Source organism: Bradyrhizobium niftali (assembly GCF_004571025.1).
Lineage (GTDB): Bacteria > Pseudomonadota > Alphaproteobacteria > Rhizobiales > Xanthobacteraceae > Bradyrhizobium > Bradyrhizobium niftali.
Genome location: NZ_SPQT01000027.1, coordinates 127,186 through 144,595 on the forward strand (window position 1 = coordinate 127,186; position 17,410 = coordinate 144,595).

Sequence of the window (17,410 nt, forward strand, 5' to 3'; positions counted from 1 at the left end):
TCGTCGATATGAATCTGGAAGCGGCGCCGTCCTATTTGATGTCGTGAATCGATTGCGCTCCCGAAAGGCGCCTTCAACTCAAGGGGCGCCACTGCGAGGGTGGTGAAGCCCGGGATTCGAGACAGGGCCGAGCCGACCGGGTAGGCTTCGCCAGCAAATACCGCCGCTGGTCTTGGGGGCCAATGATTGTCCAGGATCGGTCGGCGTTCCATTCCAATCGAGCGGCCGCAATCGGCAGGCTCTAAGCAGCGAAAATGTGCGGAGTAGAGCGGGAAGGCCTTGCGATAGATCGACCGGGCGACCCGCAGGTTAAGCTCGGAGCCGGGTACGTTTTCGCCCTCTCCGAGCCTCCTCTCTGCCGATCTGACCTCACCGTCATGCTCGCCGAACGCCTTCTGCTGGATCTTTCACTCGTCGAGCCTCTTCTCCTTCAGCTTCTGCTGTGCTCGTTTCTTCTCGCGAAGTCCGCCGTCGCCCGCCCCGTCCAGCGCTTCGAGCCTCGCCTGGGCTTCGGCGATCTCGGTCTGCGCGGCCGCGAAGGCAGCGGCGCTAGACTAGCGTTCAGATCGTTATGTCCCTCGCAAATGTTCTTCAGAGCGGCAAAGGCCTGCTCTGCCGCCTGGGCCTCCTTGCTCTTTTCCGTTTGGAGCCGATCCAGTTCCTCAACCTGAGCCTGCAGGGAGCGCAGGGCGTTCGCCTGGGCCGCCTTTCCAATCTTGTGCTGCGAGGCTTCGATCCAGCGATGGGTCCTTACGAGGCCGTCGTCGTAGAGGCCGTCCTTCATGATAGCCCGGCCGGGTCTATTGAACTGGTCGAGCGTGTCCGCGAGGCGGACCGTGCCGTAGCGGCGCATGACGAAGGCCATCGCGTCGGGATCCTGGCTCCGGAAGATCGAAGGGAAAGTGCCGCGCTCCGGCTTGGCCCTGAACTGCTCGAGCTTGTTTAGGCTCACGAGCGATGCATGGCGAAACTCGCGGCGACCTTCCTTGAAGATTGACGTGGCGGCGCTGATCTCCGCTCTGTCCACGAACACGGCTTCCCGGTCGCGGCCGAGAAGCGCCTCGGCGGCTCCTACCCATTCGGGTTCGGCGACTTCGATGATGTCGCAGAGCACGCGCGGGACCATTCCGCTCTGCCGCAGCCTGCGGCAGAGGAGTTCAGTGTCGTCGCCAAGATAGGCCCGCGCCCCTCCAGCGGCGTGCTGTCGGATTCGTTCGAGCACCTCGCACGCAGGACACAATACCAGCTTCGTGAACAGACCATTTTCTGCTCAGTCCGCCATCTCGTTCCTCATGCGGCAACGCCGCCGGTACTAGCAGAGGCTCGGCACGAATCGATATTTAAGACTGAGCCGCCAGTTACGCTGTGTCACTGAGATATAGGTCCCGTAAAATTGACGCTCCTCGCAAGGATGGCCATTTCACAGCGCAAGCCCGCGGTCCCCAAGCACCTGGCGCATCAGAGGACCCTTGATCTCGCGGGCGATCTCCTCGCTAATCTGGGCTCCGAATTGCAACTCGGCATCGCTATCTCCGGTTAGCTGATGGTCGGCGAGCCGTTGCTCAAGGCGGCTCGGAAACTCCTCGTCCATCGCCTCCCTGAGCCGGCCCTCCATCTGTGCATGAGCTTGTGGGGCAATCCGACTCACCACCATCTCCCAGGGTTGCCAGCGAGTTGCCAGATAGTCGGCGAACCCCGTCGCCTCCTCGTTGCGCACCTGGATCTCGGCTGCGGTGAGGTCGTCTTCAGTGACGTGAGCGACATCAAAGAATCGCATATCCGGAGCGATGAGCTGCAGGTCCAGCCGCTCACGTAGCTTGACCTGATAGGCGAGATAGACCTCGACCTCGTCGACGAACCCGAGCGAGTCGACCTTCTGACGGGCGATCGGCTGGAGCGCGTTCAGGCGGAACAGGACCCGCGCCTGCTGGATGAGTTCGCCGAGCCGATCGTCATAGGCTCCGTCCTCGACATCAGCGTTCAGACGTGCGGTCTGCATGCCGTTCCAGGTCAAGGTGACGCGATCCTGGCAGGTCTCGCTCGCCCCGTAGGCCAGCTCAAAAAACTGCCGCCGCAATTCCGGCCTGATCGCCGCCTGCCGTAGATCCTCGGCCACCGCCTCTCGGAATTCGGGATTGTCATAATTCACAGTCTTCCGCAGCTTGTCGAGGAAGAGCGCGTATTCCGGGGCACCCTCCTCGTGGGCGAAGTTCTGCCAGACGGCGATCGCCTCCGGCTCGCCCTTCAACCAGTCCGCAACCGCATTGGCCAGCGGCCGTTCCTGGTCCACCATCGTTCCTCCACCCATTGAAAAGAAGACCCGCGGGCCGGCATAGCTCGGCGCATTCAGGGCTGCCGCCAAATTCGTCCGCACCTGCTCGGGCAGCGCATTATCCTCCACATAAACCATGCACCCAGAACCTAGCCGGGTCAGCAGGGTCTCTGGCAGGCGGGTGAGCCGATTGTTGCGTGCCTCGAGCATCTGGAGCTCGGTCGGGAGGTTCTCGGGCAAGCTCGACAGGCTGTTGCCGCTGACGTGGAGTCTCTGGAGCTCAGTCGGGAGGGTCTCGGGCAGGCTGTTCAGCCGGTTATCGCGGGCGAAGAGCAACTGGAGCTCGGCCGGGAGAGTGTCGGGCAGGCTGGTCAGCCGGTTGCCGTCGGCTTCGAGCTCTTTGAGTTCGGGCGGGAGAGTGTCGGGTAGACTGGTCAACCGGTTGCTACCGAGGGCAAGCGACTGAAGTCCGGTCGGTAAGGTGTCGGGTAGGCAGGTCAACAGGTTGCCGCGGACATCGAGGTCCTGGAGCCCGGCCGGCAGGTTGTCTGGCAGGCTGGTCAACCGATTGCTGCAGACGGCGAGTGTCGAAAGGCTCTGCGGAAGCGTTTCAGGCAGCCCGGTCAGCTGGTTGCTGCCGATGACCAGAGACTGCAGTCCGGTCGGGAGAGTGTCGGGCAGGTCGGTTAACCGGTTGTTGCTGGCGCCAAGCGTCCGGAGGCCGGACGGAAGGGTGTCAGGCAGGCGCACCAGCTCGTTGTCGCTGACGTTGAGCGACTGGAGCCCGGGCGGAAGGGCGGCAGGCAGTGTCCTCAGGCCCAGATCATGCAGCTCTAGCCCTGCATAGACGTCGCCCGCCTCTGCCCAGGCTCTTATTCGTCTTACGGCCTCTTGGCGGTCTTCGTCTTGCGTCTGCCCCTCCTCGCCGGTCCAGGTGTCCAAGATGTGGTCGAGCCGCAATTGCCTGAGGACGGGGTCTGCAAGGTCCGTCGTACTGCCATCGCCCGGCCGGGGCTGTCGGCCGAGGATTGATACTCCGAGATCTTGCTGCCAAGGAATTGCCGCGGTCGTTGGCCACTCAGGCACCACATCACCGGGCTCCGCCCACCAATGCTCCTCCTGATCGAAACTTTGCGTCGGCCAATCGGCGGCTGCATCCACGCCGTGCCAACTATCCGTCAGACTGAAACTGCCGGCTGGCAACTGGCCACTCCGATCCGCGCCCGGAAAAAGCAGATCTTGATTGACGCCTTGTCCAGAGAAGGCGGGCGAATCCGAGGGCAACCGCGAGGTGCCTTGTCCGACGCGATCCCCGTGCGGCATTCTCAAAAAATCCGCATCTCTGTTCGACACAACGTCGCGGTCGCTGAGGTTATTTGAATTCTGGGGCGGGCGCTCGTGCGGATGCAACTCGTTCAGGTGCTGCTGAAACCCCGCTTGGTACTCCTGCTGCTGTCCCAGCTCGTCGTCGTACGCCCGCTCGACATCTGGGGCCTCGACGGGGTGGAGGTGGTTGAACGCATCCATCCGCTTCTCCTGACAAATCTGAGCAGCTAACGTCGAACCTGGATAAACACGTTCTCGCTACGAGGCTTAGCTTTCGAGAAGCTGACGAGGAATCTGAATGATTGTAACTGCCCTGTTAGGTGTTTAGTCCCGGCATTTGCTGGAGCGGATTGAGTTTGAATCGTTCTGGCTCGGAAGTCCAGCATTGCAGATGCGCTCGTAAGGCGTGAGGCCCTTCAGGGTCTTTAGCCGCCGTGCATAGTTGTAGGCGATGCAGTCGGCGAGATGGGAGCTTCGAGCTGATCGTGTCGATGATAATGATAGCGTTGTATTGACCTGCACACTACTGCCGCGCGAAGTCACCGTTACGGCTGTCATCCCGCGTGCAATAGTTGGAAGCCGATCGACAGAAGACCTCATGGCGTACTTGCGATGGAAGCCCGTAATGGTGGTGAAGCCTTCCAGAATTCGCATATTCTCCGCGAGGTCTGACGATCTGTAACGCTCGCCAACAACTCGTTGTCAGCATCTCGTGCGTCGTCATCCAAAGCCGCCTCATCGCTGTCCCTACTCCGTCACTTTCGGGGGAAGCAAATTACGTGGAGCAAAGAAGCAATCTTCTGGAACATTCTTCGGCGAGGCACCCAGATTGGGGCGCCATGAATGGACAGCAGGTTCACAAGTCCCGCAAGCTCCGATGGTTTGCGAGAGCCTCCTGATTGATTTGGCTGCCCGACAAGGAGCGGGGTGGTACTCCGAGCACGAGCTGGGAGAGATAAGGAATGTCGCGCACGGCCCAGCGAACCGTTAGCGCGACGGCAACAATCATTGCCCCGAGAAATGCAGCCGCGGCCGACCTCATCGTGGCGTCCCAAGATTCTCCATACTGCATCGAATCCATGAGACGGAACACCGTACCCTGGATCAAGTACAGCACCAGCGTGCTGGGTCCCAGTTTCGCGGCGATAAAGCGGACCACCCGATTTGAACGACCAATATTCCAGGATCGAAGCAGGACCTTAATCATCACCGCTGAGGCAGCTGCGGAGCCAAGAAACATCAGAAGCACATTTTTTGCCGACTGCAAATCCTGGACCAAAGCGAGATTGTTGTAGACATAAGTGTCCTTGCGCCAGATCGAAAAGCACATCATAGCCGCGATTGTGACAGACATAACCAAGAACGGCCTGTGAGAGCGCATTATGCTCGTCCACCGTTCTCTCGACATTGCAAATGAGAATCCCAGGCAGAAAAACGGGTACGTATACTTTATGAGAGGGAATATGGAAAAGGTCAGAGGTGCAAGGACCACCAGAATGACCGATACGAACAAGGCCCATGGTGACGAATGATTGAAGATCGAAATAGTTTTAGCGAGAAGAAAACAAATGAACGCGGCCCAGACGAACCAGTATGTGCCGGCGAAATCATTCAGGAAGTGCAAAACATTGTCTGGTGCGCTCGCCAGTCGGGGGAATACGGTCAACTTTAATGTCGCCAGGAGAGAGAACCAAAACAGCATAGGCACCAGGAGCTGCATCGCACGATCGCCCATGGCTTGCATGAAGGACTTTTCCAGCAGTGCTCGGCAGGAAAGATAACCGCTTATTCCCATAAAGAGGGGCATGTGGAACATGTAGATCCATTTGAAACTTGCCGAATCCCAAAACCCTTCATTTCGGTAGAGGATATATTGGATCAGGTGACCGACGATCACTAAAATGATGAGCACTCCTTTGGTGAAGTCCAAAGCGAGATCGCGATCGTGCGCTGTCTCAGGCATAATCTTTGCTGTTGCATGATGTATCAACATCTCGGCACACTTTTCCGATCAGCCGAATCCATAGCTCGCGACAAATCCTGTCCGACGACGGCGGAGACAATTGCCACGGAGAGTCTACGCTCCAATAGCTGACTGTGCGATAAATACCGAAAGGAAAGGGCGAAACGAGCTATATGATGGTTTATCTATTTCTTTCCCACCAACCTTGCTTCAATCGCTTCCCAGATCCGGCGGGCACTTGCACCGAGCGGAAGAGGTGTTTGCAAGGCATCGCGAGGAGACTTTCCATAGCGCAGCAACTGAACTGCCCATGAAGACTTAAACGAATGCAGGTTGCGAAGTACCGCGCTCGCGGAGGAATCTGGCCCGCGCATCAGGAAAAGCAGCCTTCGTCAGCAAACCTTTGTCTGGTAGCCATGTTCTTGGTCCTTGTTCCGTCGAGTGCACTCCGCGCTGTGCTCCGTCGACTACGAATGCGTTCGATCTGCAGCGCTAGCTCACGCGAGCTGCCCCGCCGATAGACTGAGATTGCAGCCCTGCTACCTCTTCAGCCACGATCAGGATAAATGCGTACGCGCTGGCGGCCCTAGCTTTCCACCAACTCGCCCCTGACGCTGTGGACATGCCGCTGCGCTTGGACAACGCCAAGGCGTTGCCCACATGCCCACAGCAAGCGGGCGACTTCGTCGGAATCCGCAGTCAATTCGCAAGTTCGTCGAAGGACGTCAGATTGCCCTGTGTCGCGCCACGACTTTCCGCTGCTGCTCCCGCCAAGGGCCTTGCCGATTCCCGACTTGAAGCGTGACCATAATCCGCGGCTTTTTCCGCTCTTGGCCAAGGCGGCAGACTCTGCGTCCGGAAAGCTGTAACGCGCGCTGCTGGACAGATCATCTCGCAAACTAGACTGCGGCACTTGCGCCGAAGTGGGCACCTGGAAGCTGGGAAGGTCTACGCTCCGTCGCGTGCCGCCTAGCGCACTCTCCCTGAAAGCGGAGTGTGGCGGCACCCGCATCGAACCGCCGAAATTATCCTGCCGGACTGCTCGACCACCTCCTGCGGGAGGCCGCTCAGGCGAAACTGACTTGCTTTCATCAGACGGATCGAGATTCAAGTCCTTCAGCCGCCCTTCAAAGTCACCCTGCTCGCTTGGGCTGCCCGCTCGCTGCCCACTCCGCCCCTGAAGGGCGGCGTACTCTCGCATCCAGGCTCCTGAATCGAAGAATGGGTCAACCGGATCCATCCTGCTCTCCTCATGTTTGCATAGACCCTGCAGCAATCCGTACGGTCTGGATTACGGCCAAATAGCAGCTCGTTCAGCAAGAGTCAGATTCCTGATTGTTGTAGCCGCAACCTTTCGAAAAGCTGACGAGATCAGGATATTGCTGGGCGCGAGAGTGGCCTGGGATAGGCACTCGCCTGACCAGGGACCGGATCGCTCCAATTTTGCCGCCGGCCTCCGGTTCGAGCTGACGAATTCCTCGACCGACGTAACAATGGATCGCCTGTCGATCGGGCGCCTAATTCAAGCATCACCACCCGAACAGTTAGCTGCCTCGTCAACGAGCTGGCTGCCTGCGGCAGCGCCGAATGCGCATAGGGCTGCAACTCCGATAACAGGCGGGTTTTACTCATGCACGATGTCTGAAATGCTCTTCTGCCCGATCATTCAGGACGGATATTCGCTGACTGATCGACACGATTATTTCGTCTCGCTTGCTTGGGTCATGCATTCCAATACCCGACGACGGCATAATCGAGATCCAATTTCTGATTCACGGTGCATGTCCCGTCGTCGCCAAACCGCCAAAAGCGCCAGGGCTCGAAAACGGTAGCCCAAAGGCGACATCGCCACGCTGGGTGACGCTTCGGCACACGATGCTCTGAGGCAATTGGCGATAAGCTGGTGTTTCATAGGATCCGGCTGCACCGGCCCGGCCCGCAAACGAATTACCTCGACATAACCATTTAGAGCTGCGTCCGGGACGTGGACCAGCGCCTTGCCAAGCACCTCCTACAATCCCGGCAGCCGTGCCAGTGCCAGCATCCACCCGCTCCAACAGTACGAATCGTTCGAGACTTTGCTGGGTCGGCTGGTGAGCAGGGGGCTTTGTCAGCGGCGGGCGGGCGCTGTGACTTGCATTGATCCGTGAACGAGCGGGGCCGAATTCCCTCAGATCGCGACATTGCGCTTTCTGTTTCGCTACGAAGACGGAAGACTTTCCGAGTTTCTAAACAAAAATAAGAAGACGCCGCTCGCGTTCCTCGCTGCGCACATTACTGCCGAGCATTGCCCTTCGCTGGACCTTTGAGAGTATTTGCACCGGTCCCATTAAAGACGTCCGTGTGCAGAACCCGACAGCAAATTGCGATTGAGCTGATCTGAAATCGCAAAGAGATGATGGTCTGAACCAAGCTCGCGCGTCCTGGCATGTCCATTGCTAGGAAGTGCCTGTTACATCATGCGACTGACTGGATGCAAAGGCCGAGTCAGACCCGACTTGCCGTCCAAACCAAGTGTCTAGCATAGAAGCGGCGCTGTTAACTGCCGCTGCGCCAACGGAGCCAGGTCATGTTGATCGACACATCCGAAATCTTCGACTCCATTCGCATCAATAAGCAGAAAGCGCAGGAGCGCCAGCCCGCGGTGCTATGCGAATGGCCTGGCTGCCAGAACAAGGCTACCCATCCCGCGCCCAAGGGCCGCGACAATGCGCGCGCCTATTGGCGCTTCTGCATCGAGCATGTTCGCCAATACAATCAGTCCTACAATTTCTTCTCGGGAATGGACGCGGAAGCGGTCGCGCGCTACGAGAGGGACGCGCTGACCGGCCATCGTCCGACTTGGAGGATGGGCGAGAGCATCAGCGCAGACAAAAACAGCACTGCCAATTTCGAGGACGACTGGTATGCCCTCTGCACGCTCGTCGAGCTGAACGGACGCGCCAGTACCCGCCGCCGCGCGAAGGCCAAGCCTGAGGCGCGCAAGACTTTCAATGTCGAGGGCAACGCGTTGCAGGTGATGGGCCTGAATGCCAATGCGACGCTCGGCGATATCAAGGCGAAGTACAAGGCGTTGGTCAAGCAGCTCCATCCCGACGCCAACGGCGGCGACCGCTCCACAGAGGATCGCCTGGTCGAGATCATCAAGGCCTACCAGTACCTGAAGACCGTGGTGCGCTAGCGCTAGCCCGAACATCTCAGCGGGCCTCAACGGCGCATCGGAAGTGGAGGGCGGAACCATCCAGAGCTTTGCTCTGGCTACGCGGGCAGTTTGACTTGCCTGGCTGACGCTTTCGGGTGACCATGGCGGACAATCGACGCGATGACCGGTTCGTTTTGTTCCGCGCAGCGGTCAGGAAGAAGGGCCGGAAAAATGGGATGCGGCAAGATCCTGTGGACTTGGCGGCCGCATCGGCCCAGCGGTGAGCTCGTGGAAATGCCAAACGGCTCCTTCCACTCCTGACGGCTAGGTCGCTATTACCGCCGGTTCCACCTTCGAAGCTCCAACAGGAGGTGCGCACGATCGATCCCTCCGTTGTTCGAGAGGCAACACGAAAGTACAAACGTTTCTGGGGACACTCGTTGGCTGTATGGGAAGGGTTTCGGCGCAGAAGCGCCGGTCCAGCCTATTCGCTCGGTGGCGCCGGATCAACGATCGATCACGAGAGCCCGACGGATCGCGGGGTTCACGGCCGGTTCTGACATAGCCGGCGCTGTACCGCCCCGCGCCACCCACCTATCTTAAGGGCTCTGCCGTCGCCGCGAGGCAAGGCAAGCATCGTGAACTTGACGCTTTCCACACCGTGCAACGCGCTCATCAAGCACTGGGCTATCGCACGCAGTTGCGCGTTTGCCTGTTCGTGAGTAACCGTCTGGTGAGGCTTTCGATTACCCGCAAATTTGGTGCCAAGCGCGATGTCGGTCGCAGCCCACGCCGCCGTGATATCCGCACTCCCCCGTCATTCATCCGACGATCGCTGTCGTCTCGTCACCGTTGCTTTGTCTTCCATCGATATGGTTCACCTGGCAGCCAATCTGTGGCGCCTCCGAAGAACACGCTCAGCGACCATCTTGCAGCTTCGCGATCTGTCAGTTGATGGGAGTGAGGCTCGCGGGCTGAGGGGTTGGCCCCGACGCCGAAGGATCGGTATTCAGCATAATAGCTTGTCCTCAACGTATCGGTCTTGCCGGGCGTCCATTCGCGCCACCCTTCCGCGATCACGGGGGCATCTATCTTCGCCGCCAGGAAGACCACAGTGGCGTAGGGGCGCCAAGGGCGGCCAAGTGCGATATAGCCCGCAGCAGGGTCGGCAGTTAGCCTGCAATGATCAAAAACATAGCCACTGTCATCATCCGGCGCTGCCTTGCTCTGAGCCGTATAGATGACCGCTTGATTTGCGATGCCGTGCAACTCACATTGCCGGAACCAGGCCTTGGCGTTGCCAAATATGAAATCGACATGCCCTTCGATGTAGCAGTTCGAGAAGTATTGTCGTGACATTCTGCCGTTTGGTCCCTTACCGGCAAACAGCGTGTCCTGGGCACCGAGCAGGCGGACTCGGGTAACGACGTCCCTGTCTCCGGTAATGGACAGCGCTACCGCCTGCGAGGGTGGATTGGCCGGATTGAGGGCGTAGTCGTTCTGGACGGTCAGATTCTCGAGCCGCAAGTCATCGCCAGCGGCATCCAGCGTGGCCGAACGGGCGGTTCCTCCTACATTGAGCGCGCCGTCGCCATACACAATGACCGTATCCTCCGGCTTCCTGCCAGTCCCTTCGATATGAATACCGGATTTGGAGATTCTGACCTTCTCGCGATAGACGCCCGGCGCGATCCGGACATTTCCGCCTTCCGCCGGCAACGCGTCGATGGCTTGCTGCACGGAGTGATAGTCTGCATTTCCGGCATGCGACACCGATACTGGCTGAGCGTACGCTGCCGAGATGAAGAAACATCCGGCTAGAAGCGCAGCGCAAGGCACGAAGATTCGCATGTGATCTGACTCGTCGTTGAGTTCGCGGCACGGTCGACGCAGCCGATGTAAGGTAGCGCCGCGGGATAGCCGCCGCGCATGGTCAACACATTTTTCGCGCCGAATCAGAACCTGCACGTCACCTTCGCATTCGCGGCCCTGCAAACCGTCGGACAATTGCAACCACCTCGGGGCATGAGGCTGACCTTCGTCAACACCGGTCATCTTTGCCCAGATGCGGAGCTCAGCACCCGAGTTCGGCACCGGGTGTAGTGCTTACCGATTGCCGTCGCGGAATGCCCTGGAGCATACCTCCGATCCGCGCAGCGGTTCTGTGGCTCGTCCCGGTAGCGGCGGCGATACGTCAGAGGGACTTGCGGTCACCTTCGCGTGTTCGAGTTGCCAAGTCGCGGAATTGGCAAATCGGACATCTTCGAGTGTCACGTCAAGTGCATGCCCCTCGTCCAGGCCGCGCATTAGCAACACACCGGTGTCGCCATGCACATGACGGAGAACAATTTGCCGATAGACCGGAATCCTCGTGCCTTGTGCGCGCGGATCATACTTTGTATCGAAAGCCACCGGCCATCTGTTGCCCCGCATGCACACGTACTCATAAGTCACGCTCTCGACTACACCGCCTCGGCTGACATCGCTCTTAATGCGCAGGCCAGACGTCGTACCATCCAGCGTTAGATTACGCACCAATATGTCTCTGGCCCCGGAATTCACCTCACTGCCGATCGACATGCCATGCCCCCAGCCAAAATAATTATCAATGATCGAGATATGGCTGCTTGAGCCACTATCGCCGGCCTTGATTGCGACGTTGTCGTCACCCGTACGGATCAAGCTGTGGGTGACGGTCACATCCTGACTCGCGCCAAGATCGATGCCGTCGGTGTTGCGGGCATCCGCCGGTGTATCGATCGTGAGGCTCCAAAACGTGGCACCTTCGACCCGGCTCATCGCGACATGAAAATTGGGAGCGTTGCGCAAGGTGACACCAGAGAACGTGATGTCCTGCGCATGATCGATCTGGATCAAGCGCGGGGCGTTCTGGTTGCCGCCCTGGGCTTGGGCGCGGCGGGCTAGCTGCCACCAGCTTTCCGCGCCGCCGCCAATCATTGCCCCGCCCTGACCATCGATGACGCCCTCTCCGTAGATGCCGCCGCCGCGCGTTTTAGAAAAGCTGATGAATGGCCGGCAACCGTCGCCCTTTTCCGCGATGCGACCACACTGTCCGAGGCCCTTGTCGTAAGCAGCAGGTTCGGGAATGGCGATCAACGTCGCACCGCGTCCGACCCATAAGGTCACGCCCGATTTCATCTCGAGTGGACCTGAGTGAAACTCGCCGCGCCCGAGATAGACTGCAGCCCCAGCGGGACAATGTTCAATGGCGTCCTGAAGGCTAACTGTATCGTTCTTGCCGGAAGGCACAGGGCGATCGCAGACCGTATGAGGTGCAACAGGTTCGGTGATAGTCCGACGGTCTTGCGCCTTTGCGGCGGGGCAGACAATCATGGAGATGAGTATGGACAATAGGACCCAGTTACGAAAACGCTTTATCATCGACCTGCTCGTGCTTTGTCACACGCATCCTTGCCGCGTGCGTTGTCTTGTATTGAGCGCTGGCTCGATCGAGCCGTCGCGCGCGTCACTGGCCCGCGCAAGATGACATTTATAAGACGCAGCAGAGGCCTCGACCGTGCGATCGACCGTAGCACCTTGCATGTGCGCCTAAAACGATAGGGCAATGTGCGACGGTTCGAGAGCTCGAAGCGCTTCATGAATTATGCGCACGCATTGATTATAGGCACGGCCGGTGGGGAATTCGTGCGCTCCGTCGGTTCTATGTTCGGGACCGCCCCTCAGCTGACATAGCAGCTGCGGTTAGGCCATTGAAGCGAACCGTCTGACACTCGCTCAGCAAGTGATGGCGCGGGTTAGATCGCTAAACCTAACGCCCTAAGACCAGATACTTCTCAGCCGTTGACGATGACAGTTTTCGCTGAGTACCGATCCGGGGGGCGCCATCTCATGAATGTAATCATGATCCGCGCGAGACACATTCCGGGGCGGTTTGCGGCCGGGCGGTCGGGCAAGCCGAAGGGCATCGGCCACTCGCGGACCATCCAGTCGCCGCTCAAAGGCGTCTTGTTCAGCTAGGTTCGGTTGCTGATCATCCAAAGCTGCATGCTTCACCGATGGCGCAGGCGCTGCATTGGATATCTTGAAATTATGCAAGTCCATGGCAACCTCTCGTCCGGGTCAGTTTGATCAGTCCCTATTCGGACAAGCTTTCTAAAAGCTGACGAGTTTACGGTTGGCGCCGCATTTACATTCGCCGGGAATGCTCTGTCTGACGCCACACGGACGAAGTGACTGCTTTGCCGACCTCTCGCCGAACCACATTGTGTGGGACATAGCCAGGGCATAATCCATGCGATTCCGGATCAGGCCACTTATCCGCAACCACGACGGTCACGGCCGTCGCGTGCCTAGCGCCAAGGCTATAGTGGAGCGTCACGCTATTGACGCGCGCCCGGAAAGGTCTACCAGCAATTTGGACGCGTAGAAGGCGGACAAAACCGCTGAACTGACCCTGAACGATTGTAGAGAGCTCTTGACACTCATCTAGCCGAGCAGCCGACGAGACTGGAAGCCCGCAGCATACCTCCAGCAGACTCGGCGCCCATCTGCTAGCCAACGAACCGCAATCACCAAAACGCCCAGCGTATCGGGAGGCCGCCGCTTCGCCGGTTGTACTTGCTCTGAGGACGCGGACGATGGTTTTACCGCTTCTGCGCGGACGCGTTGTGCTTGCGCCCGCCAGGGCTTAGCGGGCGGAGGCGCGCTTCATCCGAAGCGTGCTCTCGTCATTGAGGAACACCAAACGCCCCACCTGCGATGGTCCTGGCGTTCATAGGCCGACCTTTTTGCTTCCAGCCAATCAACTTCGGCGTCAAGCTCACCAAACCGCGGATTGCCTCGTCAGCAGGTTCCAATTGCTCTGGCGTTTTCCGAACTAGCACGATGCTGACGGCACATGAGGGCAGTGGCAGGGCATCGCCGACCAGCAATGCCTCAGACTGCCGAAGTTCGAGCGGATTAGTGGATGCAGCTACGATGGCAAGAGATTGACGACAATGACCGAAACGATCGCGCGGCTGGCGATGATCTAATTCGAGGCGCCAAGTTTGCGATCGACATCTCGGCATCGCTAGCAGACTGCAGGCGACTTAACCACGCCGCATCAGGGCACACTCAGCACAAGCCTAGAGACTCGTATCCAAGTCCACCGCCCAACAACGACCGGCGAGAACACGAGGGCTGCCTGTTCCTTAGTTTTCCTGCAGACTGTTAAGCACCAACTGATGCAGCAACAAACCTACTCGATTGAGTAGTTGTCACCACCGCCAGACGCCCTATTATCCAGAGCGCGCCCCCTTCGCCCGCGCCAAATCCATCGCTGCTGGCACATAGATAAATGACCTGCAGCGCAGTGCATTACTGGCCGAGCGAGTGGATCAGGCGATAAGGATCATAGCCAGCTAGGCCGATGCAGAGCGCCCACCTAAGCTTAGGGCGCACATCGTTCTCTCGTGTATGGGTCACTCACTTAGCGCGCCGCCGAGCAGCTTGATGTTGAGCTGCCCCCCTGTTAGCAGCATATCATCGAGCGCGAGCTCCACGTCATCGGAGGTGACGGTTTCGCCACCAGCCCGCGCGATGGACGATTGCGCGATGCGCCGCATTAACTCCTTGATGAAGGCGGCGGTGGCTCCTTCGCTTCAGTGCACGGCTTCGTCGACAGCGGCGTCAGTGAGCGGCAGGCCTTTGCCATAGAGGCGCACCAGCTTGGCTCGGCCCTTCGCATCAGGTACCGGCACTTCGATAGCTTGGTCGATGCGGCCTGGCCGTCCCGCGACTGCGGCCTCGAGCTCTTCCGGCCGGTTGGTGGTAAGTAAAAATAGGATGTCGGCATCCTCCTTCAGGCCATCCATCTCGTTGAGCAACTCGTTGAGCAGCGCTTCTTCGCACGAACCTCTCATCCTGTTGCGGTTACGCGCTAGCAGATCGACGTCTTCTATCACCACCAGCGCTGGCTGCAACAGCCGCGCTAGATTTATATAGACACCGAGCAATTCGACCTGCTGAGCAGTGATTATCAAAGTGGTGTGGTTAGGCAAGTTAGTCGCTAGATATCGGATGGTGTGGGTCTTGCCGGTGCCGGGTGGGCCATAAAGCAAAATGCCTTTGCGCGTCGATTGACCGCGCCGACGCAGCGCATCGCGCGTTCCGACAAAGCTAAACACATTGCGATCGAGTAAATTGAGCGTCTTTTCCGGGAGGATCACGTCGGCGCGGTCCACGATCGGCCAGCGATGCACTGTAACACCGCGCGATTGGCCGCTGTAGTTTGGCTCGCTATCGAAGGAAAGGATCTTGCCGCGGTATGAACGAGAGGAATGTACGGCTCGCTCCAGTTCGTCGAAAGAGCGCTGAGCGAAGCACTCGCCTGCGCCGACGGGGACCAAAAACTCTATCCGCATGATGTCTTCACGCTTGTACTCACGGTAATAGGACAACACGACCGCGTAACGGAACTCGCTGGTCTCGCAGAGCCACAGACCGCTCTCCAGACATTTGATCGGCGTGGCCTCGCCGATATCGATATCCCGGTATTGCGGAGCCGCCAGCGATATAGCATCGCGTCCGGCACGCTGGAGCCGTGCGAACGACAGCGTTTCGTAGCGTTCTGGGTCATACATGCCGAAGAAGCGGATGGGCGAGGCAAATAGCTTGTCGAGCGCGACCTGGACGTCAGCGCGCATGTGGCCGGGAAACAGGCGAACCGTTGTCATCAGCTTGTTTAGCGGCATATCCGCGAAATGCCAGCTAAGCGCATCGATCGCCCATTTGAATTGCATTTCCGACAAATGAGGCGCCTTTGTTCCGCCAGCTGGCTCGCTGGTGATCTGCAGTGGATGTCCCGCAGCTTGGATGCGTTCCTGCGCCCTATCGAGAAGCACCCTTGCGACTGATGGCTCAAAGGGGCCGCAGGAGACTTTGCCCTGTCGGGCAATGGTCACTGCGCAGGCGTCAGGCTCACGCCCGCCGGCCCCTTCCCGTAACAGATCCATCACGAACTCAAAAGGTGTGCTGCCGCCGTTGTGAAAGACAAGCTGAACAGTCTTGGTCTCACTGAGAATTTTATCCATTGGAGCCTCGCGATACCGGGTGAAACGGTTTCGGTGTGCTGCCTTATTCCGCGGCTTCATTTTCTATCTGCGCGCGCTTGTTGCGTTAGCCCAGCTGTCGTCTTCAACAGAGGCGCCAACGCCTGAACGACTGTGTGCACCAAAGTCTTTCTCCTTTAGCCGACCCAGCCGGGTGACCCCGCCAAGCGACAGCACCAAGGATAAGGCTCGTAGCAGATCCGCTTGCCGTCATCCGGATTGCTTGAGCAAGTACTATGCCTGCGCCGCATTCATGATGAACCCCGCCAGCGCAGGCTCTTTTGAAATAGATTTCCCAAGCAATGTCAGAGACCCGACGCTAATGTTTGATGTGATCTACGCGAAAGCTCGCGCACTGGATCAGCGCCAACTTTCGCTCGTGCGGCAATTCGTCGACTTTAGGCTATTGGAAACAATAGGCCGCGGAAGTTCCTGGTGGCGAGTTCATCTTACAGATTATCGCTCTGGAGAAATTCTACCGACCTCTGCCGTACTGCCCGGATAAAGAGATATTCACGGTCTGCAGGACTATCGTCATCCGAAGCGCGCTGGGCAAGCTCATGCGCTCGAGTCACAGTGCCACCAGCTAGTATCTATTTCTCGAGTGGCGGAGCGCACATGGGCCCTCGGGAGGGACGCCTTGATAGGATCTGCCGTCCTTCCAGCCATTTGCACCAGAATCACACCTCGGATCTGCCTTTTGCGCGGCGTCAAAGCGCGTGGATCAGCTCCAGAGTAGATGAGCAGAACGCGGTTAGCTTCAGTATTGGCTCTCGCTTCATGGCGCTCACGCAGAGATTAGAGTTACGGCATTCGCAGTCATTGATCATGTCGCCGCAGTTGATGCAGGCGATCAAGCTGCTGCAATTGGGCCATCTCGATCTCAAGGCCTTCGTGGAGGAGGAGCTCGAGCGCAATCCTCTGCTTGAGCGCGCCAGCGGCAATGCAACTGGCATCGAATCCCCGACTGAGGTTGATCAGGCCAGCGCCGAACCGCCGGCCGGGGCGGTCGCGTGCAACGCGCAGGTCCCGGCGCCGACCACTTATGCCGAATGGGGTGGCCGCGCCTCGGGTGATGAAGATTACAATCTTGAAGCTTTTGTCGCAGCCGAGACCACATTGTTGGGAAATCTCGCCGAGCAGCTCTCGGTCGCCTTCACCGCGCCGGCGCAGCGCATGATCGGCCAGTACCTGATCGACCTCGTCGACGAGGCCGGCTATCTGCCGCCCGACCTCGGCCAGGCTGCCGAGCGTCTTGGCGCATCGCAAAAGGACGTCGAGGACGTTCTTGCCGTGCTGCAAAAATTCGATCCGCCCGGCGTCTGCGCGCGCAATTTGAGCGAATGCCTGGCGATCCAGCTCCGCGAGCTCGACCGCTACGATCCCGCGATGCAGGCGCTGGTCGAGCATCTCGATCTTCTCGCCAAGCGCGACATCGCGGGCTTGCGCAAGGTTTGCGGCGTCGACGACGAGGACATCGCCGACATGATCGGCGAGATCCGCCGTCTCAACCCCAAGCCCGGCATGAAGTTCGGCTCGGCGCGTTTGCAGACCATGGTGCCGGATGTCTATGTCCGCCCGGGACCTGACGGCGGCTGGCATGTCGAGCTCAACAGCGACACCTTGCCGCGCGT

Annotated in this window: 9 protein-coding genes and 1 pseudogene; 2 read left to right on the top strand and 8 right to left on the bottom strand. The window is 58.9% G+C overall.

Annotated elements, in window-relative coordinates:
• Positions 1-430: 430 nt before the first annotated feature.
• The 4 genes and pseudogenes from E4K65_RS35215 to nolL form a co-directional block, all read right to left on the bottom strand.
• The gene (locus tag E4K65_RS35215; protein ID WP_235885860.1) at positions 431-1,126 is read right to left on the bottom strand and encodes a hypothetical protein; all 696 of its coding nucleotides are present in this window, start codon (positions 1,124-1,126) and stop codon (positions 431-433) included.
• 294 nt (positions 1,127-1,420) lie between these two features.
• Positions 1,421-3,799 carry an NEL-type E3 ubiquitin ligase domain-containing protein gene (locus tag E4K65_RS35220; RefSeq protein WP_235885861.1) on the bottom strand — a complete coding sequence of 793 codons (2,379 nt, stop codon included), beginning with the start codon at positions 3,797-3,799 and terminating at the stop codon, positions 1,421-1,423.
• A 115-nt stretch (positions 3,800-3,914) separates the two neighbouring features.
• Positions 3,915-4,113 (bottom strand): annotated as a pseudogene (locus E4K65_RS35225) (IS481 family transposase); the annotation flags it as partial.
• A gap of 341 nt (positions 4,114-4,454) precedes the next feature.
• Complete coding sequence (gene nolL, locus E4K65_RS35230; RefSeq protein ID WP_135178033.1) at positions 4,455-5,591, bottom strand: nodulation factor fucose acetyltransferase NolL; 1,137 nt, start codon at positions 5,589-5,591, stop codon at positions 4,455-4,457.
• Between the two features lie 2,539 nt (positions 5,592-8,130).
• Between nolL and E4K65_RS35240 the strand changes: the two genes are divergently transcribed.
• Positions 8,131-8,742: a J domain-containing protein gene (locus E4K65_RS35240; protein ID WP_135178034.1), complete on the top strand. Its 612-nt coding sequence runs from the start codon at positions 8,131-8,133 to the stop codon at positions 8,740-8,742.
• 807 nt (positions 8,743-9,549) lie between these two features.
• Here E4K65_RS35240 and E4K65_RS35245 read toward each other — a convergent pair.
• The 4 genes from E4K65_RS35245 to E4K65_RS35255 form a co-directional block, all read right to left on the bottom strand.
• A complete protein-coding gene (locus E4K65_RS35245; protein WP_235885862.1) occupies positions 9,550-10,710 on the bottom strand; it encodes a pectinesterase family protein in 1,161 nt (386 codons plus the stop codon).
• A gap of 99 nt (positions 10,711-10,809) precedes the next feature.
• Positions 10,810-12,105, bottom strand: coding sequence for a glycoside hydrolase family 28 protein (locus E4K65_RS35250; RefSeq protein ID WP_135178035.1), 1,296 nt, complete (start codon positions 12,103-12,105; stop codon positions 10,810-10,812).
• A 2,042-nt stretch (positions 12,106-14,147) separates the two neighbouring features.
• Positions 14,148-14,291, bottom strand: coding sequence for a hypothetical protein (locus tag E4K65_RS48995; RefSeq protein ID WP_235885863.1), 144 nt, complete (start codon positions 14,289-14,291; stop codon positions 14,148-14,150).
• 36 nt (positions 14,292-14,327) lie between these two features.
• Positions 14,328-15,758: an AAA family ATPase gene (locus tag E4K65_RS35255; RefSeq protein WP_235885864.1), complete on the bottom strand. Its 1,431-nt coding sequence runs from the start codon at positions 15,756-15,758 to the stop codon at positions 14,328-14,330.
• 798 nt (positions 15,759-16,556) lie between these two features.
• Between E4K65_RS35255 and E4K65_RS35260 the strand changes: the two genes are divergently transcribed.
• A partial coding sequence (locus tag E4K65_RS35260; RefSeq protein ID WP_488226129.1) for an RNA polymerase factor sigma-54 occupies positions 16,557-17,410 on the top strand: 854 nt, incomplete at its 3' end.

Bases quoted from the DNA above. Each gene is read 5' to 3' on its own strand.
- E4K65_RS35215 (WP_235885860.1), bottom strand. From the start codon at position 1,126: ATGGTCCCGCGCGTGCTCTGCGACATCATCGAAGTCGCCGAACCCGAA.
- E4K65_RS35220 (WP_235885861.1), bottom strand. From the start codon at position 3,799: ATGGATGCGTTCAACCACCTCCACCCCGTCGAGGCCCCAGATGTCGAG.
- nolL (WP_135178033.1), bottom strand. From the start codon at position 5,591: ATGTTGATACATCATGCAACAGCAAAGATTATGCCTGAGACAGCGCAC.
- E4K65_RS35240 (WP_135178034.1), top strand. From the start codon at position 8,131: ATGTTGATCGACACATCCGAAATCTTCGACTCCATTCGCATCAATAAG.
- E4K65_RS35250 (WP_135178035.1), bottom strand. From the start codon at position 12,105: ATGATAAAGCGTTTTCGTAACTGGGTCCTATTGTCCATACTCATCTCC.
- E4K65_RS48995 (WP_235885863.1), bottom strand. From the start codon at position 14,291: ATGCGGCGCATCGCGCAATCGTCCATCGCGCGGGCTGGTGGCGAAACC.
- E4K65_RS35255 (WP_235885864.1), bottom strand. From the start codon at position 15,758: ATGGATAAAATTCTCAGTGAGACCAAGACTGTTCAGCTTGTCTTTCAC.